The organism is Deinococcus budaensis (assembly GCF_014201885.1).
In the GTDB taxonomy this organism is placed as follows: domain Bacteria; phylum Deinococcota; class Deinococci; order Deinococcales; family Deinococcaceae; genus Deinococcus; species Deinococcus budaensis.
Genome location: NZ_JACHFN010000006.1, coordinates 148,321 through 174,195 on the forward strand (window position 1 = coordinate 148,321; position 25,875 = coordinate 174,195).

At 72.7% G+C, this 25,875-nt stretch carries 21 protein-coding genes and 1 tRNA gene; 3 read left to right on the forward strand and 19 right to left on the reverse strand.

The window, feature by feature from the left end:
- Positions 1-193 precede the first annotated feature (193 nt).
- Positions 194-2,872: an alanine--tRNA ligase gene (gene alaS, locus HNQ09_RS09765; RefSeq protein WP_184028503.1), complete on the forward strand. Its 2,679-nt coding sequence runs from the start codon at positions 194-196 to the stop codon at positions 2,870-2,872.
- A 51-nt stretch (positions 2,873-2,923) separates the two neighbouring features.
- On the opposite strand, the gene HNQ09_RS09770 is transcribed toward alaS, so the two are convergent.
- Together HNQ09_RS09770 and HNQ09_RS09775 are read right to left on the reverse strand one after the other, a co-directional pair.
- Positions 2,924-3,280 (reverse strand): MmcQ/YjbR family DNA-binding protein, encoded by a 357-nt coding sequence (locus tag HNQ09_RS09770; RefSeq protein WP_184028505.1) that lies wholly within the window; start codon positions 3,278-3,280, stop codon positions 2,924-2,926.
- 32 nt (positions 3,281-3,312) lie between these two features.
- Positions 3,313-3,543 (reverse strand): hypothetical protein, encoded by a 231-nt coding sequence (locus HNQ09_RS09775; protein WP_184028508.1) that lies wholly within the window; start codon positions 3,541-3,543, stop codon positions 3,313-3,315.
- A gap of 149 nt (positions 3,544-3,692) precedes the next feature.
- Between HNQ09_RS09775 and HNQ09_RS09780 the strand changes: the two genes are divergently transcribed.
- A complete protein-coding gene (locus HNQ09_RS09780) occupies positions 3,693-3,959 on the forward strand; it encodes a hypothetical protein (RefSeq protein WP_184028511.1) in 267 nt (88 codons plus the stop codon).
- A gap of 73 nt (positions 3,960-4,032) precedes the next feature.
- On the opposite strand, the gene HNQ09_RS09785 is transcribed toward HNQ09_RS09780, so the two are convergent.
- The 8 genes from HNQ09_RS09785 to HNQ09_RS09820 form a co-directional block, all read right to left on the reverse strand.
- Positions 4,033-4,929 carry an SDR family oxidoreductase gene (locus HNQ09_RS09785; protein ID WP_184028514.1) on the reverse strand — a complete coding sequence of 299 codons (897 nt, stop codon included), beginning with the start codon at positions 4,927-4,929 and terminating at the stop codon, positions 4,033-4,035.
- 120 nt (positions 4,930-5,049) lie between these two features.
- On the reverse strand, positions 5,050-6,138 hold the full coding sequence (locus HNQ09_RS09790) for an aldose epimerase family protein (RefSeq protein WP_184028516.1): 1,089 nt from the start codon (positions 6,136-6,138) through the stop codon (positions 5,050-5,052).
- Positions 6,139-6,493: 355 nt separating this feature from the next.
- A tRNA-Thr gene (locus HNQ09_RS09795) sits at positions 6,494-6,568 on the reverse strand.
- Positions 6,569-6,711: 143 nt separating this feature from the next.
- Positions 6,712-8,406: a dynamin family protein gene (locus tag HNQ09_RS09800; RefSeq protein ID WP_184028518.1), complete on the reverse strand. Its 1,695-nt coding sequence runs from the start codon at positions 8,404-8,406 to the stop codon at positions 6,712-6,714.
- 83 nt (positions 8,407-8,489) lie between these two features.
- Positions 8,490-10,532 (reverse strand): hypothetical protein, encoded by a 2,043-nt coding sequence (locus tag HNQ09_RS09805; RefSeq protein ID WP_184028520.1) that lies wholly within the window; start codon positions 10,530-10,532, stop codon positions 8,490-8,492.
- A gap of 3 nt (positions 10,533-10,535) precedes the next feature.
- The gene (locus HNQ09_RS09810) at positions 10,536-11,558 is read right to left on the reverse strand and encodes a prepilin-type N-terminal cleavage/methylation domain-containing protein (protein WP_184028522.1); all 1,023 of its coding nucleotides are present in this window, start codon (positions 11,556-11,558) and stop codon (positions 10,536-10,538) included.
- Positions 11,555-12,031: a prepilin-type N-terminal cleavage/methylation domain-containing protein gene (locus HNQ09_RS09815; protein WP_184028524.1), complete on the reverse strand. Its 477-nt coding sequence runs from the start codon at positions 12,029-12,031 to the stop codon at positions 11,555-11,557. The genes HNQ09_RS09810 and HNQ09_RS09815 overlap by 4 nt, the downstream gene beginning before the upstream one ends.
- A complete protein-coding gene (locus HNQ09_RS09820; RefSeq protein ID WP_380003198.1) occupies positions 12,021-12,632 on the reverse strand; it encodes a prepilin-type N-terminal cleavage/methylation domain-containing protein in 612 nt (203 codons plus the stop codon). Before HNQ09_RS09820 ends, HNQ09_RS09815 begins: the two co-directional genes overlap by 11 nt.
- A 261-nt stretch (positions 12,633-12,893) precedes the next feature.
- Between HNQ09_RS09820 and HNQ09_RS09825 the strand changes: the two genes are divergently transcribed.
- A complete protein-coding gene (locus HNQ09_RS09825) occupies positions 12,894-13,106 on the forward strand; it encodes a hypothetical protein (RefSeq protein WP_184028528.1) in 213 nt (70 codons plus the stop codon).
- Between the two features lie 56 nt (positions 13,107-13,162).
- On the opposite strand, the gene HNQ09_RS09830 is transcribed toward HNQ09_RS09825, so the two are convergent.
- The 9 genes from HNQ09_RS09830 to HNQ09_RS09870 all read right to left on the reverse strand — a co-directional run bounded on the left by HNQ09_RS09830 (position 13,163) and on the right by HNQ09_RS09870 (position 25,657).
- Positions 13,163-13,876, reverse strand: coding sequence for a M48 family metallopeptidase (locus tag HNQ09_RS09830; protein WP_184028530.1), 714 nt, complete (start codon positions 13,874-13,876; stop codon positions 13,163-13,165).
- 10 nt (positions 13,877-13,886) lie between these two features.
- Positions 13,887-14,762 (reverse strand): KPN_02809 family neutral zinc metallopeptidase, encoded by an 876-nt coding sequence (ypfJ, locus tag HNQ09_RS09835; protein WP_184028532.1) that lies wholly within the window; start codon positions 14,760-14,762, stop codon positions 13,887-13,889.
- Positions 14,763-14,915: 153 nt separating this feature from the next.
- Entirely contained in the window at positions 14,916-18,341 is a 3,426-nt protein-coding gene (locus HNQ09_RS09840) for an efflux RND transporter permease subunit (protein WP_184028534.1), read from the reverse strand.
- Entirely contained in the window at positions 18,338-19,669 is a 1,332-nt protein-coding gene (locus HNQ09_RS09845; protein WP_184028536.1) for an efflux RND transporter periplasmic adaptor subunit, read from the reverse strand. The genes HNQ09_RS09840 and HNQ09_RS09845 overlap by 4 nt, the downstream gene beginning before the upstream one ends.
- Before the next feature lie 5 nt (positions 19,670-19,674).
- Positions 19,675-20,727: a TolC family protein gene (locus HNQ09_RS09850; RefSeq protein ID WP_184028538.1), complete on the reverse strand. Its 1,053-nt coding sequence runs from the start codon at positions 20,725-20,727 to the stop codon at positions 19,675-19,677.
- Positions 20,724-22,241, reverse strand: coding sequence for a TolC family protein (locus HNQ09_RS09855; RefSeq protein ID WP_184028540.1), 1,518 nt, complete (start codon positions 22,239-22,241; stop codon positions 20,724-20,726). Before HNQ09_RS09855 ends, HNQ09_RS09850 begins: the two co-directional genes overlap by 4 nt.
- Before the next feature lie 116 nt (positions 22,242-22,357).
- Positions 22,358-22,951, reverse strand: a complete 594-nt coding sequence (locus HNQ09_RS09860; protein WP_184028542.1) for a TetR/AcrR family transcriptional regulator — start codon at positions 22,949-22,951, stop codon at positions 22,358-22,360.
- A gap of 73 nt (positions 22,952-23,024) precedes the next feature.
- On the reverse strand, positions 23,025-24,107 hold the full coding sequence (locus HNQ09_RS09865; protein WP_184028543.1) for an ATP-binding cassette domain-containing protein: 1,083 nt from the start codon (positions 24,105-24,107) through the stop codon (positions 23,025-23,027).
- Positions 24,104-25,657 (reverse strand): ABC transporter permease, encoded by a 1,554-nt coding sequence (locus HNQ09_RS09870; RefSeq protein ID WP_184028545.1) that lies wholly within the window; start codon positions 25,655-25,657, stop codon positions 24,104-24,106. The genes HNQ09_RS09865 and HNQ09_RS09870 overlap by 4 nt, the downstream gene beginning before the upstream one ends.
- Positions 25,658-25,875 lie beyond the last annotated feature (218 nt).

Below are 25,875 nucleotides of genomic sequence, written 5' to 3' on the forward strand. Positions count from 1 at the left end.
TCAGCGAGCAAGCGAGAAAATCCGGGGAGGAGGGCGGGCAGGTCCACGGTCACGACCTGATGCCGGATGCCCACATCAGTCCGGAAGTTCCCAGGGGACGCTGACGTTTCGCGGCGCCCGCAGCTGTGCCCACGACAGGTCGGGGGCGCCCGGGCCAATTGCCGCTCTCCCCCACCGCGCTAGACTCTGCCGCATGACCGGGCCGCTGACCACCGCTGAAATTCGCGAGAAATACCTGCACTTCTTTGAAAGCAAGGGGCACCTGCGCCTGCCCAGCCACTCGACCATCGCGCCCGATCCGACCACCCTCTTCACGGTGGCGGGGATGCAGCCTTTCAAGCCGCAGTTCATGGGCGCCCCCGCCAAGTTCCCCGGCCACGGCGAGAACAAGCGGGTGACCACGGCGCAAAAATGCCTGCGGGTGGGTGACATCGAGAACGTGGGCCGCACCCTGCGGCACTGCTCGCTGCTGGAGATGCTGGGCAACTTCTCCTTCGGGGACTACTTCAAGCGCGAGGCCCTGACCTGGGCCTGGGAATTCCTGACCAGCCCCGAGTGGATGGGCCTGGACCCGGAGAAGCTGCACGCCACGATCTACCAGGAGGACGAGGAAGCCTTTCAAATCTGGACCCAGGAGATCGGGCTGCCGGAAAGCCGACTGCTGCGCTTCGGCGCCGACGAGAACTTCTGGCCCGCCGACGCGCCCAAAGAAGGCCCCAACGGTCCCTGCGGCCCCTGCTCGGAGATCTTCTACGACCGTGGCCCGGCCTACGGCGACGACACCTGGGCCGACTACGCGCAGACCCGCGAGAGCGCCCGCTACCTGGAAATCTGGAACTGCGTCTTTCCGCAGTACGACCGCCAGGACCCAGCAGAAGACGGCACCCCTGTCCTGGCTGACCTGCCCTTCAAGAACATCGACACCGGGATGGGCCTGGAGCGCATCGCCACGGTCGTGCAGGATGTCTACGATTTTTATTCCAACGACGTGTTCCGCCCGCTGGTGGAGCGGGTGGCCGAGCTGAGCGGCAAGCCCTACGAGGGGCCGCAGAGCCTGTCGCACCGGGTCGTGGCCGAGCATATCCGCTCGGTAAGCATGGTGATCGCGGACGGCGTGGCCCTGAGCAACACCGGGCGCGGCTACGTGATCCGCAAGATCCTGCGCCGCGCTTCCCGCCACGCCTACCTGCTGGGCCTGCGCGAGCCGACGCTCTACAAGCTGGTGCCCCTGGTCGTCGAGAAGATGGGCGGCGCCTACCCCGAACTCGTGGGCGAGCAGGGTCGGGTCGAGGCCGCCATCCGCGCCGAGGAGGAACGCTTCCTGAAGACGCTGGAGGGGGGCATTCAGCGCCTGAACGGGCTGCTCTCGGGCCTCTCGCGGGGGGCGTCGCTGCCCGGCGAGGAAGCCTTCCTGCTGTACGACACCTACGGCTTTCCCCTGGACCTCACCAAAGAAATCGCCGAGGAATACGGCGTCACGGTGGACGAGGCGCGGTACGCCGAGAGCCTGGAAAACGCGCAGGAGCTGGCCCGCGCGGGCAGCAAGTACGGCAAGTCCGAGTTGTTCGGCGGCACCCAGGAGGCGCTGGGCGGCCTGCCCGCGACCGAGTTCGTGGGCTACGACGAGCTGGAGGCGGGGGGCGAGGTACTCGCGCTCGTCGGGGCCGGGGAGCGCCTCTCTCACCTGCCTGCGGGCAGCGAGGGGGCGGTGGTGCTCTCCCGCACCCCCTTCTACGCCGAGGGCGGCGGCGAGGTGGGCGACACCGGCACGCTGGAGTGGCCGGGGGGCCGCGCTGCCGTGCGCGACACCCGCAAGACCCCGGCGGGCGTGTTCCTGCACGACGTGGTGGTGGAAGAAGGCGAGCTGCGCCCCGGCCTGGAGGTGCGCGGCGTGGTGTCGGGTGAGCGCCGGGCCACCGAGCGCCACCACACGGCTACCCACCTGCTGCACGCCGCGCTGCGGGCGGTGCTGGGATCGGGGGTGCGGCAGGCCGGGTCGCTGGTCGCCCCCGAGCGGCTGCGCTTCGACTTCTCGCATGGGGCGGCCCTGAGCGCCGACGAGATCGCGGCGGTCGAGCGGCTGGTGAGCCGCTGGGTCAGCGCCAACTTCGCGGTGAGCTGGCAGGAGATGCCCATCGAGGCGGCCAAGGCGGCGGGCGCCACGGCCCTTTTCGGGGAAAAGTACGGCGACACCGTGCGGGTGGTCAGCGTGGAGGGCGGCGTGCCCTTTGGGGGCCAGACGGTGACCAGCAAGGAGCTGTGCGGCGGCGCCCACGTCCGGCGCACCGGGGACATCGGCGCCTTCGTGGTCGTGTCCGACGAGAACGTGGCGGCGGGCGTGCGGCGCATCGAGGCCCTGGCGGGCGAGGCGGCCACCGCCTGGGTGCGCGAGCGCCTGCACAGCGCGGGCCGGGTCGCGGGACTGCTGAATACCGGCCTGGACGGCCTGGAAGCGCGCGTGCAGGGCCTCCAGGCCCAGCTCAAGGCGGCCGGGCAGGAAACGGCCCAGGTCCGGCGCCAGCTTGCGGAAGCCCAGATGGGCGGCGGGGGCGGCGCGGCGCAGCAGGTGCGCGAGCTGGGCGGCTTCAAGGTCGCCGCGCTGAGGCTCTCGGGCATCGAGGGCAACGAGTTGCGCGGCGCGGCCGACAAGCTGCTCGACACCAGCGGCGCGGACCTCGCCGTGATCGCCAGCGACAAGGGTCTGGTCGTGAAGGCGACGAAAGACGCCGTCTCGCGCGGGGCGCACGCGGGGCAACTCGTGGGCAAGCTCGCGGCGGCGGCGGGCGGCAAGGGCGGCGGGCGGCCCGACATGGCCCAGGCGGGGATTCAGGACCCGGCAGCCGCGCTGGAGGCGCTCGGCACCGCGTTCTGAGGTCAGGACGCGGAGGCGGGAGCCAGATTCATCTCTGGCTCCCTTCCCGCTTCAGCCCTCCAGTTCCGCCCGCTGCGCCCGCGTCAGGCCAGCGACGACCAGGGCGTAACTGCCCTTCAGCAGCTCGCCCACCACCCTCTGCGGCACCGTCCCGTTCAGCGTCACCGTGACCCAGTGGCGTTTGTCGAGGTGGTATCCGGGCCGAACCCCCGGGTAGGCCGCCCGCAACGCCTCGCCGTCCCCGGGCCGCACCTTGAGCGAGAGCGTGGGCGGGTCCGCCGTGAGGTCGGTCAGGGCGTACATCTTGCCCGCCACCTTGAAGACCAGGGTGGTGGCGTCAAAAGGGAACGTCTCACGCGAGCCGGGCAGGAGCGCGCACGCCCTGCGCACGTCGGTAACCAGGCGCATGCCCCGAGAATGCCGGGCTGCCCCTTCCCCGTTCAAGGGCCGCGGTCGGGGTCCCGGCCCTCCGCCTCCGCCAGGGCGCGGTTGGCCCCGGTCGCCGCAGCGCCCTGGCCGAGCAGGGTGCCCACCTCGGCGGCGCCGAGGCCCCCGGCAGAAGGCGGCGGGACCGGAGGGGCCGCGCGGCCGGCCAGATCGGCGGGCGCCGGAGACTGCCGGACCCGCAGGCTGGGGACGACGGGCAGGCCCGGACGGTCATCGGGGGTCATGCTCCAGGATGGCGCCGGCGTGTCAGGGGCGCTCCAGGCCGCGCAGCTCCCCGGCCTCCCCCGACCGGCGGCGCTGCATGAGCGCTCGGCGCCCCGCCCATTCATCAAGTCCCGACCTGCGCCCATGACGCCGGGAGGCACACTGGGGCATGACACAGGGACCCAAGGACAGCTCTTTAAAGGACACCTCGCCCCTCGGCAAGTCGGTCGAGGAGATCGAGGCCACCACCGAGAACCGGGTGAACTCCTCGACCCCCGGCGAGCAGCGCGCGGAGGGCGACGGCGCCGTTCAGGGCGTCGTCCCGGCCGTTCCGGTGGCGGCCACCGCCGGACTCGGCGTCGGGGGGGGCGCGGCGGTGGGCGCCGCCCTGATCACCGAGGACCTGGGCCAGGACGAGACGGGCCGCCAGGACTGACTGGCCCCGCCCCGCCCCTTCCAGACGGGCACCGGCTGTGAGGTGCCCGCTGTTGTGCTGGGCTGGGGCCGCGCTAGCGGGCCGCCCCGAATTGCCCGGCGTGCTGCCGCACCCAGTCTTCCAGGGGGGTCTGGGGCACCGGAAGCTGGGCGAGGACCCCGGCCATGTCCACCACCATCGCGTCCAGTGGCGCGGCGGCCCCGGCGCGGTAGGCGGCGACGATACCCGCCTCGGCTTCCGGCCCCATCACGCGGCCCATGATCGCCCCGAAGTCCTCGGGCGAGATCGCCTCGTAGCGGACCCGGCGGCCCAGCGCCCGGGAGAAGGCCCCGGCGATCTCTGCCCCGCGCAGCGCCTGCGGCCCGCCCAGGTCAAAGGCCTGCCCGGCGAGGTCAGGTCGGCCCAGCGCCGCGACCGCGAAGCGTCCCAGGTCCTGGGCGGCGATCCAGGAGGTCGGCCGCGCCTCTTCTACCGGATACGCCAGCACGTCCTCGGCCCGGAGGCGCGGCAAGACCCAGGGACCCAGGAAATTTTCCATGTAGGCGGTGGGCCGCAGGATGATGTTCGGCACACCGCTCTCCCGCAGGGCGCGCTCCAGCTCGATGCGGTAGTCCAGCATGGGCAGGCCGGTCGGGCGCCTGGGCGTCTGCCCGCTGGTGTTCAGGACCAGCAGCTCGACTCCCGCCTCGCGGGCCGCCGTGACCGCGTTGTGGGCGTACTCCAGCGGGTTCCCGCCCCCCGAAAAGGGCAGCATCAGAAAGACCCGCCTGACCCCTTCGGTCGCCCGGCGCACGCTCCCGGGGTCGGCCAGGTCGCCCGCCACCACCTCGGCGCCCGCCTCGGCCAGCGCGCGGTTTTTGTGCACGTCGCGCACCAGCGCCCGCACCCGGTAGCCCGCCTCCAGCAGCCCGCGCGCGACCGGCGCGCCCTGCGCCCCACCCGCACCGTAGGTCAACACCAGCTCGTTCATGAACGCCTCCCCCCTCCCCGCTCGCCGGGTCTGGACCGGCACGCTAACACCGGCACTTCCCCCGTGGAAGACGTTTCCAGGAAGTGCCCCCGTTTCCTTTTGGGAAGTGAGGCGGCGCCCTCAGCGGATCCCGAACGCGTAGACGGTGCGCGAGGTCAGGCGCTGGCCGGGGTCGAGAATCACGCTGGGAAAGTGCGGCTGGTTGGGCGAGTCCGGAAAGTGCTGGGGTTCCAGACACAGGGCCGAACGGTGGCCGTAGGCGGCGCCCCCCTTGCCCCGGACCGTGCCGTCCAGGAAATTGCCCGAGTACACCTGAAGTCCTGGCTCGGTGGTCAGCACCCGCAGTTCACGCCCGCTGACGGGGTCATGCAGCGTCGCGGCGGGTTTCAGTTCAGTTCCTCCGCGCAGGACGAAGTTGTGGTCGTACCCCCCGGCAACACGCAATTGCTCGTCGTCGGCCCCGATCTGCTCGCCGACCCGGCGCGGCAGGCGGAAATCGAAGGGCGTGCCCGCGACCTCCTGGAAGGCCCCGGTGGGAATCAGCGAGGCGCCCACCGGCGTGATCTGGTCCGCGAAGACGGTCAACTCGTGGTCGAGGATGGTGCGGCGGGGGTCCCCGGTCAGGTTCCAGTACGAGTGGTGGGTCAGGTTGACCGGCGTGGGCGCGTCCGTGAGGGCCTGGTAATCGATCTGGAGTGCCCGCTGGGCGGTCAGCGTGTAGGTGACCTGCACCGCCAGCGTGCCGGGATACCCCTCCTCGCCGTCGGGGCTGAAGCGCGTGAACTCGGCGGCGGGACCGTCCGGCCCCACGAAGACCCGGCTGGCCCACACCCGCTGATCGAAGCCGCGCTCGCCGCCGTGCAGCGCGTTGGGACCGTTGTTCTGCGCGAGCGCGTAGCTGCGGCCGCGCAGGCTGAAGCGCCCATGCGCGATGCGGTTGGCACAGCGCCCCACCGTCGCCCCGAAGTACGGCGAGCGGGCGCGGTCGGTGTAGGGTTCCAGGGTGTCGTGGCCCAGCACCACATCCTCCAGCCTGCCCTCACGGTCAGGGGCCAGCAGGCGCACCAGCACCGCCCCGTAGCTGCTCAGCTCGGCGCGCAGGCCGCCGGGCAGGCTCAGGGTGCACCGCTGCACATCCTCTCCCTCCGGCGCCCTTCCCCAGAACTGTTGCGTGGCCGTTCCCGCCCCCTCGCGCTCGTGTCCGCTCATACCCGAGTCTCCCACGCCCCAGGGCCGGGTCGTCCGCGCCGGCAATAGGAGAGCGCCAGGGAGGAAGCTGTGGCGCCGGGCAGCCACTTCACCCCGCGCCTCCCGACCACCGCCCTTGTGCCCTGGGAGGGAGCCTTAACGTGGACGCAGCGGGGCGGCTGGAAGCATAGAAGCGCGAGCGGGCGCAGGGGCGGGCGGAGGGGTCGCGGCTGGTGGGCCGGTCCCAGGACCAGCCGCCCTGGGCCGCGGCGCTCCAGCCTCAGTGTCGGGGCCTCAGGGTCGGCGGGGCGCCTTGGTCGGGGGGGGGCCGTCCAACCTGAAAACAAAAAATCCCGCGCTGGGCGGGACTTCTCTCTGGAGCCAGAGGTCGGATTTGAACCGACGACCTACTGATTACGAATCAGTTGCTCTACCCCTGAGCTACACTGGCAATGTCTGGCGGGGGTGCAGGCAAAAATGCTGCACGCACAAGGGTAGACGATGGGGCGCTCGGTTGTCAAACCGGCCTTCGCGCGCCTCCCACGCCGGACACCCCGGCCTCTCCAGACCGCGCTGGACAGGGAAGGCGCCAGCTCAGGCCAGCGTCTTCACGTCCGTTTGCAAGGTGTCCAGGCGGGCGCGCAGCTCGGCGGCGCGGGTCCGGGCCTGTTCCAGCCTGGCTCCTTCCTGCTGGGTAAAGCGGGTGTAGGGGCTGATCGCGTCGCGCAGGCGGGCGTCCGCGCGCTCCTGCTCGCGCTCGTACTCGCGGCGCACGATCTGTTCGAGGGCCACCCGCAGTTCCGCGATCTTGCGCCGCAACTGGCGGTGGGCCTGAAGCCGCTTGTTGGGCAGCACGAACAGGCCCAGGCTCCCCAGCGTGAGGCCCGCCAGAATGCCGCCCGTGAAGTCCAGCGCCGTCGCCCCGATCAGGGCGCCGATGCCCGCCCCGATGCCGATGCCCCCGGCCAGCCCGCCCACGGCCCCCTTGAGGGCGTCTTCGGCGTCGCGCGCGAGCTGACGGCCAAGCTCTTGCTCGGTGGTCGTCTCCAGATGCTGCCGGGCACTTCCGGCAATGCCCTCCAGCAGCGCCCCCCGGTCGTAGGAAAAGCGGGTGCGGGCCACCGCCCCGGCCGGCTGGCGGCGGATCAAAAAGGCCTGCACGTCCTCCCAGAAGTGCAAGTTGGCCTCCACGAAGCGGTCGATCATGCTGCCGAACTGGCGGTCGATGGCGTCCGGCAGGTCCGCCACCGCCTCGCGGCGAAAGGCGTCTTCCAGCTCGCGGCTGTTGATCAGGCCCCGCAGGTTGGAGAATCTCAGCTTGTCGTCGATAAAGCGGTCGGCCCGCACCTCGAATTCCCCGATGAGTCGGCCCACCCGGTTGAGCTGGCCGTCCAGTTCACCCAGCATGGTGACCCGGTGGCGTTCGCGCTGGTCTTCGAGGTCGCGCAGGATGCCCAGGTCTTCGGTCAGGGTGCGGCGAGCCGCCTCGGCGCGGGTCTCCTCGCCCGCGAGAATCTCGGCGGCGGTGCCCAGCGGGCTTTGCAGCTTCAATCGGGTGCGCTCGGTCTCCGAGAGGCGGGTGCGCAGCATCTCGCGCAGCGCCGCGAAGCCCGGGTCGCCGCCGCGCTGCTCGCCCCGCGCGGAGATCAGGGAGACCGGCGGCGTCAGGCCCAGCACGCCACGCGCGCCCGTCTCCACGAAAGCGCGCACCTGCTCACGCTGCCCTTCGGTCTCCAGCAGGTCGGCTTTGTTCACGACCAGCACCACGCTGCGGCCCCAGCGGGCGGCCAGCGCGAGAAATTGCCGCTCGGACTCGGTAAAGGGGCGGTCCGCCGAGGTCAGGAACAGCACCAGGTCCGCGCGTGGGAGAAAGCCCTCGGTGAGCGCCTGGTGCTGGCGGATGATCGCGTTGGTGCCGGGCGTGTCCACCAGCGCCACCCCCTCCAGGCTGGGCAGCGGGTAGGTCAGGCGGCTCACGAAGGGGTCGCGGGTGGGTTCCATCTGCCCCGGCGTGTCGCCGTGAACCAGCACGTAGATGCGGTCGGTGGTGGGCGTCACGCCCTCCGGAAGCACGGCCGCGCCCAGCAGGGCGTTCACGAAGCTGCTCTTGCCCGCGTTGAACTCGCCCACCACGACCAGCAAGAAGCTCTCGTCCAGCGAACGGACGGCCCCCCGGGCGTACTCGACGGCCTCGGGGGGGGCACCCTGCGTTTCTAGAAAGGCCTGGAGGTCCGCGAGCAGTTCGCGTTCGCGTGAGAGAAGGTCCTGAACCCGGGCGGTGACCAGCATGGGGGTAGGGTACGCCGGGGGCCTCGGCGCGGGCGTTGGGGAATTCTCCATCCGGGTCGGGCACCCCCCCTCCGGCGGCAGGCTCAGCGCTCGAACTTGCGGGTAAAGTTGTCCTGCTTGAGGTACACGAACCGGGGGGTGAGGGGCGGCAGGTTCTCGGCGCGCCGGAACGCTTCCTCGAAGGCCCAGTCGCGCCGGGGAGGCTGGTAGCGGTTCTCGCCCAGCACGAACTGCCCGAAGGCGTGCCGGGGCTGGGCCAGGCTGACCAGCGACCCGCTGTAGCTGTAGGTCACGGCACCGTGGGGGTAGGTCTGGTTGCCGTCGTTGCTGCCCCAGTCCTCGTGAAAGCGCATCATGTTGTGCACGCCGCCGCTTTGCGGCCCCAGGTCCAGGGTGCCCTCGCCCGCCGCGCCCCCCGAAGTCGTCGTGTTGGCAAGGATGGCGGCCCGGACAGTCGTCGCGGCGGCGGGACGGCAAAACAGCGGGACCTGAGATTTGGCGTCGTTCGTGCCTGGAATCGTCTCGGCTTTGGCGGCGTCGCTGTAGGCGTACCAGATCTCCCCCTGGGCCAGGAGGCTTCCCGCGCTGTTGCTGAGCAGCGCCCGGTTCATGGCGAAGGTCGAGTTGCCGAAACGGGCGCGGCACAGGGTCGGCTTGTCCCAGTTCTCGGACAGGACGTTCACGGTGTCGGCCATCACTGCCGCAGGAATCCATCCCGCAGCGGCGTCGGCCCCCGCGTTGTAGTTCCCCTGGAGAAAGACCGCCTGATCCGAGACCACCGTAAGGCCCAGCGGCCGGGGGTGCGCGGCGTTGTTCGAGCGCAGCAGCGCCCCGCCCCGCAGGCGCACGGCGTAGTGGTTGGCCCCCTCGCGGGCGATGCCCCCGGCGCCGTCGTCCACCGTGGTGTAGACCACCAGCCCGCCGTCGGTGCGGTTCGCCAGGCCGCCTTCCAGGCCCAGCACCGCCGCGTTGGCGGCCGAGCCGATGCAGGTCAGCAGGGCGCGCATGTCGAGGTCCAGGGTGCGGCGGGTGGCGCGGGTGGGGTCGGCCGCCCCGTTGCGGTCCCGGCCGTTGGTGGGCGCTTCCCAGTACTGCGCCTCGCGGTTGTCGCGCAGGGTCTGTGAGGTCGCGGTCGCGGCGGCGCACCCACTGCCGGTCAGGGTCAGCGGGAGGCGGCTGGCGTTCACGAACTGCGGCGCCCAGGTCGCGCCGGTCCTTTTCAGCACGATGCGCACGTCCGCGCGGTCCCAGTACAGGGCGCCCGGCTCGGGAGCGAACAGTTCCGGCCCGGGCAGCGACACCTTCTCGACCTTTTTCAGGCGGCCCCGGGTCGCGGTGAGGTCGGCGGGCGTCACCGCGCGGCGTCCGCCCCCGGCGCAGTTGAGCTGGTGGGTGTCGCCACTGTCGCTGCTGCGGTTGATTCGCACGTTGCCGCCCGTGCAGCCGTTCTCGTGCTTGACCCCCCGGTAGAGCGTCCCGGCGGCGGTCGTCTGGCCGCGCAGCTGGAGGGTCGCCCCGGTTCCGGCGTCCAGAAAGAGGTTGCCGTTGGTGTGCACCGGCCCGCTGAGGTCGAGGTTGGCGGTGTTGGTGAATTCCAGATCCTTGTCGAAAAAGACCGCGAACTGAAACAGCGGCACCAGGCGGCTGCGAAAGGTCAGCTCGGTGATCGCCTCGGGGTTGCCGCTGGCGCCCAGCGCCTCACCGCGCACGGTAAAGGGCGTCTCCTCGGCGCTGAGATTCTCGAAATCCTCGCCCGGCGGGATGGTGAGGGGCGTGGGGCTGCCCTGCACGACGTAGCTGGTGACGCGGCGCCCGGCGACCTGCGAGGTCACGCAGCCCAGGTCGCCGCTGCCCCGGTTGCCCGCCAGGCAGGCGTCCGCCTCGGCTGGCGAGGTGCCGCCGGGCACCTGAAAGCCCTTGAAGGTCAGGCGAATCCGCTCGGCGCGCACGTTGAGCGCCGCCTCGGCCGCGTAGAACCCGGCGCTGCCGCTGGCGCTGCTGGCGGCGGTGCGGCTGTTGTTCACCGTGACGACGGAATAGGTGGTCAGGATGATGATCAAGATGGCGGCCAGACTCAGCGCGGCCACCAGCGCGAAGCCCTGCGTTCGGTGCGATTCTTTCCTCATTGCTCAGTTCCCCCGCGAGGACTCGACGTTGCGGGGAAAGACCCGCGCCGTGAAGGTCCGGACGTTCTGGCGACCCTGGCCGCCGCTCCCCGCTTTCAGGGTCAGCTCCAGCTGCTCGATGCGGGTCCAGGGGCCGGTCAGGCTCATGCTGCTCACCGTCTGGGCCGGGTCAACCAGGGTGGCCGTTACCGTGAACGCCTGAATGTCGTAGGCGACGGCCTGCGCCTCGGCGTCGGTCTGTCCGGCCAGCGCCAGGCGCAGGGTGCCCTGGGCATCCAGAAAGTAGCGCCGCTCGTCGATCAGCATCAGCATGGTGGTGTCCTTGGGCGTGAAGCGGGCGTCGGCCGCCGCGCGCAACCGCACCGCGACCTGCTTGTACTTCCTGCCTTTCACCGTCTCCTCGGTGGGCGGCTCGACCGACTCCACCACGACGCTGTGAATCTCGCGGCTGCTTGCCGCGCTGCACTCCTCACAGTACAGCAGCCCCCTCTGGGCGGCCCCACTCTGTTCGGCAAAGTACCCGTCCCAGCGCTCGGCGTTGACGTCGCTCGCGGCGCAGGCCGGGGTGGGGTCCTTGCCCTTGCCCCTCTCGGGTCCGGCCACCTGAATCTCTGCCCTGTTGGCGGGCCGCCCGCAGACCGGCAGGCGCTGCACCTGCACCTCGGCGGGGATGTTGCGGCGGATGGTCAGGTACCCCCGCCCCGGCGCGAGGCTGCCGAACTCGATGCCCGAAACCTCCAGGTTCGGCCCCGTGACCGTCATGTTCTCCCCGGCCTGCCGGGCGTCGTTGACCAGCAGGTCCAGGGCGGTCTGCCCGTTTTGCAGGGCCATCACCCGGCCGGTATCGCTCTCGACCAGGCGGCTGCTGCCCGCGAACAGCTGCGCGGCGACGGTGATCACCACCACCGCCAGGGCCAGGGTCACCAGCAGCTCGACCAGGGTCAGGCCGTGCTGGCGGCGGGTGCGCCGGGACTGGGTGCGCTGGGACTGGGTGCCCGGGGCCGGGGTGCGGCGCGTCTCGTTCATGGGGTCACCTTCCCGAAGGCCGTGTAGTAGGTCTCGGCGCGGTGCAGCTCGCGGCCGTCCAGCCCCACGCTCAGGCGGATAAACACGGCGCTTTCGCTGCACTGCATCTCGGGTGGCCGGTCGGCGGGGCAAAAGGTCGTCTGGACCCGGTAGCTGCGGCCCGCGCGCACCACGTCCCGGGCCTCGGCGCCCTGGGCCGCCAGCTGGCCGTAGCTCCCGACCTGGCGGTAGCCTTCCAGCACCTCCTCGCTGACCCGGATGGCCTCGGCGCGCTCGACCACCCGGGTGTTGACGCGGGTGTTGGAAATCAGGGCGGTCAGTACGCTGCTCATCACGACCGTGAGGACCATCAGGGCCACCAGCACCTCGACCAGGGTCAGGCCCGCCTGGTGGGGGGCCGGGCCGGGAAGGCGCCTCCCAGCTGCCGGAGCTGGGCGCGGCCCCGCCTCACGCCGCCTGGGTTCACTCCACACGGGTTCTCACCGCCCCGTTCAGCGCGACTTCGAGGCGGTACGTCCGCTTGTGGTCCCGCAGGGTCAGGAAACGGGCCGCGCCGTCACCGCCGCCAGGTTCGGCCAGGCCCCGGGGACCGAAACAGACCACCAGGCGCGTGTCCCCCGGCACCGTCGGGTCCGGGGGTAGCGGCCCGGCGGCAGCCAGCGTGACCTGGTTGCTGGGCGGCGGCAGCGTCACCCCGCCCAGGCGGGTCCAGCGGCTCTGGTCGGTCTCGCTGCACCGCAGCGCCGACTGCAAGACCAGCTCCTGGCCGGCGGTCAGCACCAGTCGCCGCGCCTGGGTGTTCGACATGGCCTGGCTGCGCAGGGTGAGCAGGTGGGCATGGACCGTGCGGGCGGCGTCGCGCGCGGGGGTCCGGGCCGCGAGGTAACTCCAGACCCCCAGCGCCGCGATGATCCCCAGGATGGCCAGCACGACCAGCACCTCCAGCAGGGTGAATCCGGCCTGCCGGGGCGGGACGGGACCAGCAGCGCCGCGGGTGCGCGGGCGGCCAGCGGCGGACCGGGAACAGGGCGGCGGGGCGCCGGGCGACAGCGGAGAAAAACGGGGAGGCAGCAAGGAGGCACCGTCCTGGACAAGAGAGAACCAGCGCGAGCTGGCAGCGTGAGCAACCCCTCCTCAGCACTGGCAGCGGTCCAACGCTGCGGAGAACGCTTCAGCCAAGCACACCGGGTCTTACTGTGGTCTTTCTCACACCGTCAGCCGGGGGTCAGCCTGCCCTCCGTGGACCGCCCTAAAGACTTCTTCACGCCGCTGTGGCCGCCCCCTCGCAAAGCTGGTCCAGACTGCCTCCATCCCCACCCCAGGAGGTGCCTGCCCATGACCGGACCCTACGACCGTCCGCCCGCGCCCGCCACCGAGCCGACCGACACGCCCGCTCCCATTCCCGAGCGGATGCCCGGCGGCAGCGACAGCGGCCCCATGATGGACCCGCCGGTCAATCCTGACCTCCCCGGAATGCCGGACCCCGACCCCACCAGCAACCCCGACACGCCGGGCCTGCCCAGCCCCACGCCGATGCCCGCGATGTAGAACCGGGCCTCGCTGCTCACCGCCGACCTGTGACCGGTCGGCGGCTCTCTTGAACATCAGAGGGTGGTCAGGGTCGCCCCGTGTTCCTTCAACCACGCGCGCCACCTCGCATGGTCCGGCATTATTCGGCCGACCTGCGCCCAGTAGCGCGGCGAGTGGTTGAATTCCAGCAGGTGCGCGGCCTCGTGCAGGGCGACGTAGGCGGCCACCTCGCGCGGCGCGCGGACCAGCGCCCAGTGCAGCCGGATGTCGCCGGACGCCGTGCAGCTGCCCCAGCGGGTCCGGGCGCGGCTGAGGCCCACCCGCCCCAGGCGGCCCCGGGCGCCCAGCGCGTCGGCGTACCGCTCAGCCAGGGCGCGCAGTTCGGGCAGGGCTGCCGCCCGGTACCAGCGCTCCACCTGCGCGGTCAGGGTGGCGGGGTCACCCGGCGGGACGTGCAGGTCGTCGCCCAGGCGCCGGGGGGCGCGCAGGCCGGGGGTCAGGCGCAGGGTGAGGGTCTCGCCCAAGAAGGGCAGGGCCGCCCCGTCCGCCAGCTCGGAGGCCGGGCGCTCCCTGGCCGCGAACGCCTGAAGGTGGCGCTCGGCCCAGGCCCGCTTGGCGTCCAGAAAGTCGGCCAGCAGCGCCTCGGGCACGCGGGCGGGCGCGTGCAGGATCACCGCGCCGGGCTGCACCTGGAGCGCCACCGTGCGGCGGCGGGCGCTGCGCCGCAGCTCCACGGGAACGCCCCCGACTGTCCACGGGGGAACAGGGCGGGGGCGCGTCGGGGACATCGGGACAGGATTATAGCTGGCCGTAATTCTGGTTGAAGGTATCGCAGCCGTTGGGGTCGCCGCTCTGAAAGCCCTTCATGAACCAGCGGACGCGCTGCTCGCTGCTGCCGTGGGTAAAGGCGTCGGGCACGACCCGGCCCTGGCTCTGGCGCTGCAAGGTGTCGTCCCCGATGGCGGCGGCGGTGTTCACGGCCTCGCGCACGTCCTGCTGGGTCAGGTTGGCCAGCGAGGACACCCGGTTGCCCCACACCCCGGCGAAGCAGTCGGCTTGCAGCTCCAGCCGCACCCCGTAGGTGTTCGCCTCGGCCTCGGTGCGCGCCTGCTGCTGGGCGCGGCTGACCTGATCGGCGATGCCGAGTTCGTTCTGAACGTGGTGGCCGACCTCGTGCGCGATCACGTAAGAGTACGCGAAGTCGCCGCCGCCCCCCAGCCGCCGGTCCATCTGGTCGAAAAAGGCGGTGTCGAGGTAGATCTTGTTGTCCAGCGGACAGTAGAAGGGACCGACCGCGCTGCTGGCCTGCCCGCAGGCGCTGCGCACCGCGCCTGTGAACGGCACCACGACCGGTTTGGTGTAGGTGCGCCCCGCCTGCTGGAAGATGCCGCCCCAGACCTCGTTGGTGCTCCCCAGGATGCGGTCGAGAAACTCGTCGACCTCGCTCTCGCCGGGCTGCCCGGCCTGCGGCACAGACTGGGGCTGCGTCTGGGCCGGGGGAGCGCCGCCGCCTCCGCCCAGCACCGCGCCGGGATCGACCCCGAAGAACATGGCGATGAGGGCGATGATCAGGCCGCCGATGCCGCCGCCCACCGCCAGGCCGCCGCCCGGCAGGCCACCGCCGCCGCTGCGCTGCACACCGCCGCCACTGCGCGGGAGGTTTTTCCAGTCCATAGTCCCTTGTCTCTCCTTTGTCTGCCCGGCTCCCCGCCTGCTGGGCCGCCCGGTTGTACGCTGGCCCGCATTCTAGGCGGGCCAGCCCCGGCGCGGCCTTGAGGGAAACTGCACCAACCGGCGGGCGCGGCGCCGGTCCGTCTCGCAGGCGGGTCAGTCTCCGGCGGGAACGAGGTCCGGCGCCGCGTCCTGCGGCTCCCCCGGCCGCGTGCGCCGCCGCTCGAACTGGTAAAAGACGCTGGGCACCACGTAAAAGGTCAGCAGGGTGGAGGTCAGTACGCCGCCCAGAATCACGATGCCCAGGCCCCGCCGGAACTCGGCGCCGTCGCCCTGCCCCAGTACCAGCGGAATGCTGATCACCAGCACGGTCAGGGTGGTCATGATGATGGGCCGGAAGCGCAGCTCGGCGGCCTCGACCAGCGCGTCCCGCAGCGGCAGCGTCCGCATCCGCTCGGTCACGAATTCGAGGTAGAGGATCGAGTTCTTGGTGGACAGGCCCAGCAGGATCACCATGCCCAGCACCGTGATCACGTCGAGGTCCACCCCGAAGAGGCTGAGGGTCCACAGCGCCCCCACGATGGCGAGCGGCACCGGCAGCAGCAGGTAGACCGGGTAGCGGAAGGAATTGAACTGGCTGCCCAGCACCAGATAGGTCAGCAAGACGGCGAGCACGAGGACGATGGGGCCGTAAAACACCAGATCGGCGGTCAGGCCCGCGCTGCCAAAGGCGCTGGCGTTGCCCAGGGTCACGTTGTCGGTGAGCAGTCCGGCCTCGCGCACCCGGTCGGTCAGGGTCTGCTGGTAGGCGAAGGGGTTGGGGCCGCCGGGCACCAGATTGATGTCCAGGGTCGCGGTGTAGGCCTTGTTCAGGCGGCTGAGGGTGGCGGGCGCCTGCTGCGGCCGGAAGCTGCCCAGCTGCGCCAGCGGAATGTTGGCGCCCAGCGTCTGCGAGTACAGCGTCTGCGAGAGCAGGCTCTGCTCGCTGCTGACCTGCGCCGGGTCGAGCCGCACCAGGATGTCCACGCTGCGGTCGCCGTCGCGCAGGCTGCCCGCCACGCTGCCCTCGTTGTAGGTCCGCAGGGCCTGGGCCACGTCGCTGGCGCTCAGGCCGCTGCCCGCCAGGCGGCTGGGGTCGGGCACGAAGGTCCGCTCCTGGCGGGTGGCGCTGAGGCTGCTTTCCAGGGTGGCGATGTTGGGGTCGCCCGAGAGCAGGCGCACGACCTCGCGGTTGCGCTCGGCGAGCAGCGCCTGGTTGGGGGCGGTCAAGGCCAGGCTGAGGTCGAAAGACCCCCCCGGGCCGCCCTGCTGCGAGGCCACCCGGACCTCGGCGCCGGGGACCCCCGCCGTCAGCCTTCTGAGGTCGCGGGCGTAGCGGGCGGCGAGCGTCTCGATGCCGGGGCGCTCCTCTTTGTCCACCAGGGTGACGGTCAGGCTGGCGGTGTTCGCGTTGGTGCCGCCCAGCACGCCGCCCGCGCCCACGCTGGTCTGCACCAGCCGGACCTCGGGGCGGCGCAGCAGGTCGGCTTCCAGCCGGGCGGTGACCGCGTTGGTGCGCGCGAGTTCGGTGCCGGTGGGCAGCTCCAGCTCAGCGGTCAGGACACCGCTGTCACTCTGGGGCACGAAGGCGAAGCCGGTGCCGCGCAGGGCCAGCGGCGCGCTGAGCAAAAAGAGGCCCGCGACCAGCATGACCACCCAGGGCCGCCGCAAGACGTTCCCGACGCTGCGGGCGTAGGCGCGGGCGGTGCCCAGGACCACCCGGTTGGTGAGGCCGTGCAGGGTGCCGGTCAGCGCCTCCAGCACGGCCAGCAGCGCGGTCAGCAGGTAGCGCACCAAAGCCAGCCCCAGCGGCGCGAGCAGAACCGAGAGCGCCGCGACCCCCGCCAGCGGCAGCGTGGTCAGGCGGTCCAGGGCCGCCCACAGCCCCGCGCCCGCCAGCGCGAGCAGCAGCAGGCCGGAGAGGGTACGGACGCCCGAGAGCGCGTCCCGGACCATGCCCGGCCCCCGCGCCAGCACGCCGGGGACCTGCCGCCAGCCCAGCGGCTCGGGGTCGCGGGTGTAGGCCATGCGGACGGTCAGGAACAGCAGGCTCTCTAACCAGCTCAGCACGATCGCGGCGGCCAGCCCCAGCCCGAACTGGCTGAAGAACTGCCCCAGGATGCCCGGCATGAACGAGAGCGGGATCAGCACCGACAGCAGCGCGAAGGTGGAGGCGGTGACGGCGGAGAAAACCTCCGAGCCGCCCAGCAGCACGCTTCTGAGCAGGCCGTAGCCCATATCGCGGTAGCGCTGCACGTTCTCGGCGACCACGATGGAGTCGTCCACCACGATGCCGATGGCGACGATGATCGCCAGCAGCGACACGATGTTGAACGAGAATCCCAGCAGGCTGTACAGCAGCGGCGCGGCGCTGATCGAGATCGGGATGGCAAGGACGACCGCGAAGACGGTGTTCAGCCGCCCCAGGAACAGCAGCACGATCACGCCGACGGCGGCGACGGCGATCAGGAACTCCTTGAAGGTGTCCTCCACCGTCGCGCGGGTCTCGGTGGTCGTGTCGCTGGCGAGGGTCAGGCGGTACCCGGCGGGCAGCGGCTGGGCCTCCATCGCGGCCCGCACCACGTCGGCCACCGCCACGCTGTTGGTGCCGCTGGCCTTGCGGACATCGAGCAGCACGGCGGGCTGGCCGTTCACCCGGGCGTAGCTGCCGGGCCGGGCCGAGGTGTCGCGCACGGTCGCCACGTCGGAGACGCGCAGGCCCGAGGCGGGGTCCACCACGATGCGTTCCACGTCCGCCACGCTGGTGGGCGTGTTGCGGGTGGAAAAGCCGACCGTGTTGCCGTCCTGGGTGACGCTTCCGGCAGGCAGGTCGAGGGCGGAGGCCTGCACCGCGCCCGTCACCCGCGCGGGCGAGAGGTTGTAGGTCTGGAGCCGCGCGGGATCGAGCAAGACCTGAATCTGGCGCTCGGGACCGCCCGAGACGCCCACGTCGGCCACGCCCTCGACGCGCTCCAGCCGGGGAACCAGGGTGTCCTCGGCGTAGGCGGTCACGTCGGCGGCGCGGCTGGAGCCGCCCAGCAGGGCCAGGGTCAGGATCGGGGTGGCGTTGGGGTCGAACTTCTGCACGACCGGCGCTTCGCTGCCGTCGGGCAAGGCGGCCCGGATCGCCGCGACCGCCTGCGACACGCTGTTGGCCGCCGAGTCGATATCGGTGTCGTCGGAAAAGGTGATCACCACCGCCGACTGGTTGCTCACCGAGGTCGTGTTGATGTCCACCACGCCGCCCAGGGTGCTCACCGCGTCCTCGACCCGGCGGCTGACCTCGCGGTCCACCTGGTCGGGGGTAGCGCCCGGGTAGGCCGTGGAGACCGCCAGCACCGGCACCTCGAAGTTGGGCAGCAGCTCGACCCCCAGCCGCGAGGCGGAGATCAATCCCAGCAGCACCGCCAGCACGAAGATGCCGATGGAAAAGACCACGTTGCGGACGCTGAAGCGCACCGCCGGATGCACCGGGGGTTCGGGCGTGCCGTCGGGCAGCGTGCCGCGCGGCAGGCTGAGTTCGGGTGGGTCGTGGGTGCTCATGGGGTCTCCCCTCCCCCGCTGGCGGCGGGTGCGGTGCTGGCCGCAGGCGCAGTCACCCGCACGCTGGCCCCGTCTTGCAGGCTGGGGGGCACGGGGGAGATGACCCGCGCCCCCTCCTCCACCCCGCGCACCGCGACCCGGCCCTGCGTCTCGGCGACGACCGTGACAGGCACCCGGCGGGCCACGCCATCCTCCGCCACGTACACGGCGCTCTCGCCGCCGTCCACCGCCAGGGCCGCCGTGGGCACCAGCACGCCGCCGCCTAGGGTCGCCCGGTAGCGCACCTGCGCCGTGCCGCCCACCGGCAGCGCCTCGCCGCCCTCGACCCGCGCGGTCACCGGGACCAGCCGGTCGGTTCCGGCCACGCCGCTGGCGTCCTGCACGGTGGCGAGGTAGGTCCGGCCCGCGTAGTCGAGGTTGAGCCGGGTGCCGGGGGTCAGCGCTCCGGCGTCTCCGGGCGTCACGTTGAAGGTCGCGCGCAGGCTGCCGGGCGCGACCAGCCGGAAGACCGGGCTGCCCTGGGCGGCGAACTCGCCCTCCTCGACCGCCAGCGAGGCGATCACGCCCGCAAAGGGCGCCCGGACGCGGGTGCGGCCCAGGTTCTCCTCGGCCTGACGCACGCCCGCCTGCGCGCTCTCGACCTGGGCTTCCAGCAGCGCGAGGCTGCCCTGGCCGCCCCGCCCGTTCTGGGTGAGGTTGCTTCTCGCCTGCGCGAGCTGGCTTTCGGCCTGCGCCTGGGCGCTGCGGGCCGCCGTCAGGTCCGCCTGGCTGATGCCGCCCAGCGCATACAGCTCGGCGGCGCTGGCCGCGTCCTGCCTGGCTCTTTGCAGGTTCGCCTCGGCGGCGCGCACGGCGGCTTCCAGCGACGCGCTGCCCTGGGCCGTGTTCGTGCGGGTCTGCCCCAGGTTGATCTGGGCCTGGCGCAGTTGCAGCCGGGCACTTTCCAGCGCCTGCCGCGCCGGGGTGTCGTCAAGCTGCACGACGACGGCCCCGGCGGCGACCTGCTCGCCCTCCTCGGCCAGCACCCGCGTCACGGTGCCGCCGCTCTGGGCGGCCACGTTACTGTCGCGGTCGGCGCGCAGGGTGGCCGAGGCGCTGCGGCCCACCGTCAGGGTGCCGGGCTGGGCGGTGACGGTCCGCACGGCGAGCGCGGTCGTCTTGGGCGGCGCGGCGTCGAGGTCGTTGCGGGCGGCGCTGGAAGCGGAGGCGGCGGGCGTCGCCGTGCCGGACCCGGTCTCCTCCCCTCCGGGCGCGCAGGCGGCGAGCAGCAGCGGCAGGGTCAGCCCCAGCGCCAGAACGGGGCGGTGCAGGGCCGGGCGGCGGGCCACCTCCCTCACCTCACCAGTCCGGTCACGTCGCGGCCGGAAGCGGCGGAGAGGGCGGCGAGGGCGCGCCACAGCCCGCCCTGCGCCTGGGTGACCCCGAACTCGGCCTGCTGCGCCTGCACCTGCGCCGACTGCACCTCGACGGCGGCGGCGGTCCCGGCGCGGAGGCGGGCCTGCGCCTGGCTTAGCGCAGTCTGCGCGTTGGCGAGGGTCTGGCGGGCCAGGTTCACCCGTTCCTGGGCGTCTTGCACGGCGCGGTAGGCGTCGCGGACCCCGGTCGCGGAGGCGCGCACCGCGCCTTCCAGGTCGCGGCGGGCGTTGGCGAGGGCGACGCGGGCGTCTTCCAGGGTGCGGGCGGGCGTGTAGTCGTTGTCGGCCAGCCGGACTTGCAGGGCGGCGAATTCGGCCCCCTGCGCGGCCTGCACCAGCGTGGGCAGGCGGGTGTCCAGCCCGGCTTGCAGCGTGGCGAGCGTGGCTCCGAGCCGGGGCGGGGCGGGGGGCGCGGCCAGCGTCAGGTTGGTCCCCGCGCCCAGGCCCAGCGTGCGGGCGAGCTGCGCTTCGAGGACCGGCAGCCCCGCCCGCGCGTCGGCGAGTTCCTGGCGGTTCTGGTTGAGGCTGGTCTGGGCGCGGTTCAGGTCGAGCTGGGTGGCGACCCGGGCCTGAAGGCGGGCGCGGGCGATCTGCACGTTGCGCTCGTCGAGCCGCACCTGGGCCGCGTTGAGGTTGATGCGCCCGGCGGCCTCGGCGGCGGCGAGGTACTGGTTGATCACGTCTCGCGTCACGTTCAGCTTGGTTCCGGCCAGCGTGGCCTCGGCGGCCCGCAGCCCCTGTTCGGCCTGGGTGATCGTGGTGATGATCGCCGCCGGGTCGGCGCGGGTGGCGCGCACGGTGGCCTGCGCCTTCTGGAGGTTGGCGCGGGCGGTCGTCACGTCGGGGCCGCTTTCCAGCGCGCGGGCCACGGCGCCCGGCAGGGTCAGGCTGGTCTGGGCCTGGGCAGAGGCGGGCGCGGCCGCGCCGAGGGCGAGCGCGAGGGTCAGGGCAGGGGGAACAACAAGCTTCATGGGCGGGCCTCCGGGGGGGCGGGAACGGGGGGAAGGGAGAGCAGGGTGGGGTCGAGGTCGGTGGTGGCCTGCGCCAGCCGCAGCGAGGCGAGGTGGGCCTGGATCAGGGCGGCGTCGGCGGCCAGCCGGGCCTGCTGGGCCGCGAGTTCGGCGGCCTGCACGTCCAGGGCGGTGACCAGCCCCGCTTCCAGCCGCGCGCGGGCGGTGGCGAGCGCGGCCTCGGCGCGGGCAAGGGCGCCGCGCTGGCGCGTGAGGGCGTCCCGGGCCGTGCCCAGGTCCGCGAGGCGTTGGCGCACGTCGAGGTCCACACTCCGGCGGGCCGCGTCCAGCGCGAGCTGGGCACCCTCCACCCCCACCCCCGCCGAGGCGAGCGCGACTCCCTTGCCGCCGCCCACGACCGGCAGGCGCCCGCTGAGGCTGAGGGCCACCCCGGTGGGACGGGCCGGGGTGGGGGACTGGCCCCCCGGCGTCTGGCCGGGCGAGGGGGAGGTCGGGGCGGTCGTGAGCGGCACGCTGACCTGCCCGGCGAGGACACCGGACTTGAAGTCGAGGCTGCCGCCGATCACCCGGCCCGCCGCGCCCTGGGCGCCCGCCAGCTCGCCGACCTGCACCCCGGCGCTGAGGTCGGGCAGCCGGGCGTCGAGTTCGGCGGCGCGGCGCTGCGCCTGCGCGTCGGCGAGGTCGCCCGCCGCGCGCTGCACCTCGGGGCGGCCGCCCAGGGCGCGGGCCACCAGAGGCTCGGCCGGGCCGGGATCGCCGGGCGCGGCGGGCAGCGGGCCGAAGGCCGCCGGGTCCACCGGCAGGGTGACCGGCCCGCCCAGCAGGTTCGCCAGCGCCCGCGCCGCGAGGTCCACGTCGGTGCGGGCTTCCCGCAGCGCGGCTTCCGCGTCGGTCAGCGCCCCCTGGCGGGCCAGCAGGCCCTCGGCAGAGAGGACCCCCGCCGCGCGCTGGGCCTGGGCGACCTCGGCCTGCCGGGCGGCCAGGGTCGCCTGCGCTTCAGCCAGGATCAGCGCCGCCGCCGCGCTGCGGGCGTTCCAGTAGGCCCCCACGGCGTTGACCAGCAGGCCCAGCTGCGAGGCCCGCGCTTCGGCCCCGGCGCGCGCCAGGGCGCGCTCGGCGCTCGCCACGGCGGCCAGGGCAGGCGACCACGGCAGCACGCTCGCAGAAGCCTGCGCGCTCAGGGTGGCCCCCAGGGTGGTGTCGCCCGAGGCCAGCGGCACCCGCACGGCGGTCAGGTCCACCCCCAGCGAGACGTTCAGCCCCGCGCGCGCCCGGGCGCTCTCCAGCGCCAGCGCCGCTCCGCGGGCCTGCAACTCCGCGCTGCGCCAGCCGGGGCTGCCGCGCAGCCGGGTGAGCGTCTCCGCCAGCGTCAGCGGTGGCAGGGGCGACGGAGCGGCGCTGGGCACAGGCGGCGCAGCAGAAGGCGCCGCCCCCCCCTGCGCCGCCGCCAGCGGGGAGGCGAGCAGGGCCAGCGAGAGCAGCAGCAGCAGCGGTCGGAGCGGTGGAGCGTGCATGGAAAACCTCGGCAAAGCGCAGGAGAAGGGGGGAGTTAACGAGTGGGCACTTGCTTATGGGCCGGCTGATGGGGACGGGCCGGAGCGCGCGGCGAGGGGGCCTTTTCTTCGCCCCGCTACGGCTCCAGCCCCGGCCACAGCACGTCGAGCAGCCCGCGCACGAAGCGGCCGGGGTCGAGCGGTTCGCGGCCCGCTTCAGGCAACATCAGCTCGCGGTGAACGTAGTGGGTCAGGGTGCCGACCAGGGTCAGGGCCGCCACGTCGGCGTCCACCGGGCGCACCCGGCCCAGCCCCACCTCGGCGCGCAGGTAGGCGGCCAGGGCGTCGGCGTCGTGCCGGACCGGGTTGCCGAGCCGTTCGAGCATCGGGTTGTGCGCCGGGGCGTGTCCGCGCGAGAAGATCAGCATCAGGTTGGGCACGATCCGCTCGGAGGCTTCCAGAAAGCGCAGCGCCGAGCGCTCCAGGTTGCGCCGCACGTCGCCCGCGCCGACCAGCGTGGGCAATTCCGCGCGCCAGGCCGCGTAGTCGCGCAACCCCACGACCTCCTCGAACATGTCCTCCTTGGTCGCGAAGCGCTTGAAGAGCGTGCCTTCCGAGACCCCGGCGCGGCGGGCGATCTCGGCGGTCGTGGCCGAAAAGCCCTGCTCGACAAACACGGCCCGGGCCGCCTCCACGATCTGCTCGTCGGTGATGGTGCGCGGGCGGGCCATAAGTGAGTGTCTACTCGTTAATGTCGGCGGTGTGCTGTAGGGCAGGGCACATTGCCCCCCTCAGCGCCCCCCTTCAGCGCACCGCCCGCGCTGGCTGGGTCACCCGCACGCGCACCTGCTCGCCCTCGGGCCAGACCTCGCCGCCCGCCGTGTGGACCAGCAGTTCGTGCTGACCCAGGCCCACGGTGTAGGTCACGTCGTGGCCCTTGTACTCGCGCGCCAGGATGGTGACGGCGGCGCCCTCCTCGCCGGGCCGCGCGAAGGCCAGATGCTCGGGCCGCACGCTGACCATCACCGGGCCGTGGGCCGCTTCCGCCAGCGGCAGGTCGCCCAGGGCGGTGCGCGCGGTCAGGCCCGCCGCCGTGCCCGACAGCAGGTTGCTGCGGCCCAGGAAATTCGCCACGAAGGCGGTGCGCGGGTGCGCGTAGACCTCGTGCGGCGGCCCGATCTGCTCGACCCTCCCTGCGCGCATCACCAGCAGGCGGTCGCTGAAGGCCAGCGCTTCCTCCTGGTCGTGGGTGACCAGCAGGGCGGTGGTGCCGCTGCCCCGCAAGATCGCGCGGACCTCCTGGCGGGTCGAGTGCCGGAGTTGCGCGTCGAGGTTGGAAAACGGCTCGTCGAGCAGCAGCAGCGTGGGCCGGGGGGCCAGCGCGCGGGCCAGCGCCACCCGCTGCTGCTGCCCGCCGGAGAGCTGGTGCGGCAGCCGCGATTCGAAGACGGTGAGGCCCACCAGCGCGAGCGTCTCGCGGGCGCGGGCCAGCCTCTGCGAACGGGGCAGCCCGTGCAGCCCGAACAGCACGTTGCCCAGGACCGTGAGGTGCGGAAACAGCGCGTAGTCCTGAAACACCAGCCCCACGCCCCGGCGCTCGGGCGGCACGGGGGGAGAGGTCATCTCGCGGCCCGCGATGCGGATGTGCCCGGTGTCGGGCGTCTCCAGCCCCGCGATCAACCGCAGCGTGGTCGTCTTGCCGCAGCCGCTGGGGCCGAGCAGCGTGACGAGTTCGCCCGCCGCCACCTGAAGGTCGAGGGCGTCGAGCACCGGGGGCAGGCCCGGCGCGTAGCTCTTGCCGAGGTTCTGGAGGTCCAGAATGGGGGTCGGCGGGGCGCCGGCGGGCGCAGCGGCGGGCGCGGGGCGGGACTCGGCAGTCAGGCTCACTTCTCTCTCCTCAGAATCAGCAGGGTCAGCAGGGCCCCGCTCGCCGCGATCACCAGCGCGTAGGGGGCGGCGGCGGCGTACTGCGCCTCCTCGGTGTAGGTCCAGACGTTGCTCGCCAGGGTGGCAAAGCCGGTCGGGGCCAGCAGCAGCGTCAGCGGCAGCTCCTTGAGCACGCTCAGAAACACGAAGGCCGCGCTGGCGAGCAGCCCCGGGCGCATCAGCGGCAGCGTGACCCGCCACAGGGTGCGGCCCGGCGCGGCGCCCAGCACCCGCGCGGCCTCCTCCAGCCGGGGGGTGGCCTTGGACAGCGAGGTGCGGATCGGCCCGATCGCCTCGGCCACGAAATGCAGCGTGTACGCCAGGATCAGCAGCGCGAACGTCTGGTACAGCGCCGGACCCGACCGCAGCACGAAAAAGATCAGCGCCAGCGCAAAGGCCAGCGGCGGCGTCGCGTAGCCCAGGTAGGCCACCCGTTCGGTGAGCCGCGCGGCCCGCCCGGCGTAGCGGTTGCCGATGTACGCGAGCGGAAAGGCCAGCGCGGTCGTGGTCAGCGCGGCGACGGCGGCGGCGCCCAGGGCGCCCCGGGTCGCCTCGGCCAGCCCGGCGAGCGCGTAGGGGTTTTGCTCCAGCCGCAGCCAGTAGAGAACCGTGCCCAGCGGCACGACCAGGGCCGCCCCCGCCAGCAGGCCCACGAACGCCCAGGCGGGCAGCGTCCAGCCGCGCAGGGGAACCCGCGCCGGTTGCCGCGCCCCACCCGGCGACACCCGCGAGAGATAGACGCCGCGCATCAGCCGCGCCTCCAGCCAGAGGGTCAGCCCGGTCACCGCGAGCAGCATCAGCGCCAGCCACGCCGAGTACACCCGGTCGTAGGCGGCGGTGTACTGCTGGTAGATCGCCGCGCTGAAGGTGGGATAGCGCATCAGGCTGGTCACCCCGAAGTCGCCCAGCACGTGCAGGGTGACCAGCAGCCCCCCCGAGAGCCACGCCGGGCGCAGGTGCGGCAGCGTGACCTGCCGGAAGGTCTGCCCCGGCGATCTCCCCAGCAGCCGGGCGGCGTCCTCCAGCGCGGGGTCCTGCGCCCGCAAGGCCGCGTGCAGGTTCAGAAACAGGTACGGAAAGGTAAACAGCGTCAACACCCCCAGCGCCCCCCAGAACCCGCTCGGCCCCGGCCAGTTCAGCCCGGTCACCGCCTGGATGGTCCCGCCCGGCCCGCTCGCCGCGATCAGGGCGTAGGCCCCCACATAGCCCGGGATGGCGAGCGGCAACACCCCCAGCAAGGTGAGCACCCAGCGCGGGCGGAAGGTCGTCCGGGCCGCCAGGTACGCCAGCGGCAGCGCGACCGCCGTTCCCGCCGCCAGCACCCCCAGCGCCAGCCCCAGCGTGTTGCCCAGCAGCTCCAGATTGCGTACCCGGAACACGATCTCGCGCAGCTCGCCTGCCTCGGCGCCAAAGGCGCGCAGCACCAGATACGAGAGCGGCAGCAAGACGCCCAGCGCCGTCAACAGGGCGGGCAGCAGCAGGGTGGGGGGCACGCGGCGTCGGGTGGTCATAGACAGGGCGCGGGCCAGGCGGCCAGCCGCGCCAATTTATCAGAGTGGGTTGGTCAGGATTGGGGGGCAGCCGTCCCGGTGCGGCTCCATCCGGTACACTGCTGCTGTCTTCGGACGGGAAGCATGACAACGGGGACCGAGAGGGCTACGCCTCCAAAAGAGGTGAGCGCCCGTGGCTTCAACACGGACGCTCGGAAAGGTGGTGCTCTCTTGCGACA

Excerpts from the sequence above, each read along its gene's own strand:
- HNQ09_RS09810 (WP_184028522.1), bottom strand. The coding sequence starts at position 11,558 with ATGAACGAGACGCGCCGCACCCCGGCCCCGGGCACCCAGTCCCAGCGC.
- HNQ09_RS09825 (WP_184028528.1), top strand. The coding sequence starts at position 12,894 with ATGACCGGACCCTACGACCGTCCGCCCGCGCCCGCCACCGAGCCGACC.
- HNQ09_RS09780 (WP_184028511.1), top strand. The coding sequence starts at position 3,693 with ATGACACAGGGACCCAAGGACAGCTCTTTAAAGGACACCTCGCCCCTC.
- HNQ09_RS09830 (WP_184028530.1), bottom strand. The coding sequence starts at position 13,876 with ATGTCCCCGACGCGCCCCCGCCCTGTTCCCCCGTGGACAGTCGGGGGC.
- HNQ09_RS09870 (WP_184028545.1), bottom strand. The coding sequence starts at position 25,657 with ATGACCACCCGACGCCGCGTGCCCCCCACCCTGCTGCTGCCCGCCCTG.
- HNQ09_RS09860 (WP_184028542.1), bottom strand. The coding sequence starts at position 22,951 with ATGGCCCGCCCGCGCACCATCACCGACGAGCAGATCGTGGAGGCGGCC.
- HNQ09_RS09790 (WP_184028516.1), bottom strand. The coding sequence starts at position 6,138 with ATGAGCGGACACGAGCGCGAGGGGGCGGGAACGGCCACGCAACAGTTC.
- HNQ09_RS09805 (WP_184028520.1), bottom strand. The coding sequence starts at position 10,532 with ATGAGGAAAGAATCGCACCGAACGCAGGGCTTCGCGCTGGTGGCCGCG.
- HNQ09_RS09775 (WP_184028508.1), bottom strand. The coding sequence starts at position 3,543 with ATGACCCCCGATGACCGTCCGGGCCTGCCCGTCGTCCCCAGCCTGCGG.
- HNQ09_RS09840 (WP_184028534.1), bottom strand. The coding sequence starts at position 18,341 with ATGAGCACCCACGACCCACCCGAACTCAGCCTGCCGCGCGGCACGCTG.
- alaS (WP_184028503.1), top strand. The coding sequence starts at position 194 with ATGACCGGGCCGCTGACCACCGCTGAAATTCGCGAGAAATACCTGCAC.
- HNQ09_RS09785 (WP_184028514.1), bottom strand. The coding sequence starts at position 4,929 with ATGAACGAGCTGGTGTTGACCTACGGTGCGGGTGGGGCGCAGGGCGCG.
- HNQ09_RS09770 (WP_184028505.1), bottom strand. The coding sequence starts at position 3,280 with ATGCGCCTGGTTACCGACGTGCGCAGGGCGTGCGCGCTCCTGCCCGGC.
- HNQ09_RS09800 (WP_184028518.1), bottom strand. The coding sequence starts at position 8,406 with ATGCTGGTCACCGCCCGGGTTCAGGACCTTCTCTCACGCGAACGCGAA.
- ypfJ (WP_184028532.1), bottom strand. The coding sequence starts at position 14,762 with ATGGACTGGAAAAACCTCCCGCGCAGTGGCGGCGGTGTGCAGCGCAGC.
- HNQ09_RS09850 (WP_184028538.1), bottom strand. The coding sequence starts at position 20,727 with ATGAAGCTTGTTGTTCCCCCTGCCCTGACCCTCGCGCTCGCCCTCGGC.
- HNQ09_RS09855 (WP_184028540.1), bottom strand. The coding sequence starts at position 22,241 with ATGCACGCTCCACCGCTCCGACCGCTGCTGCTGCTGCTCTCGCTGGCC.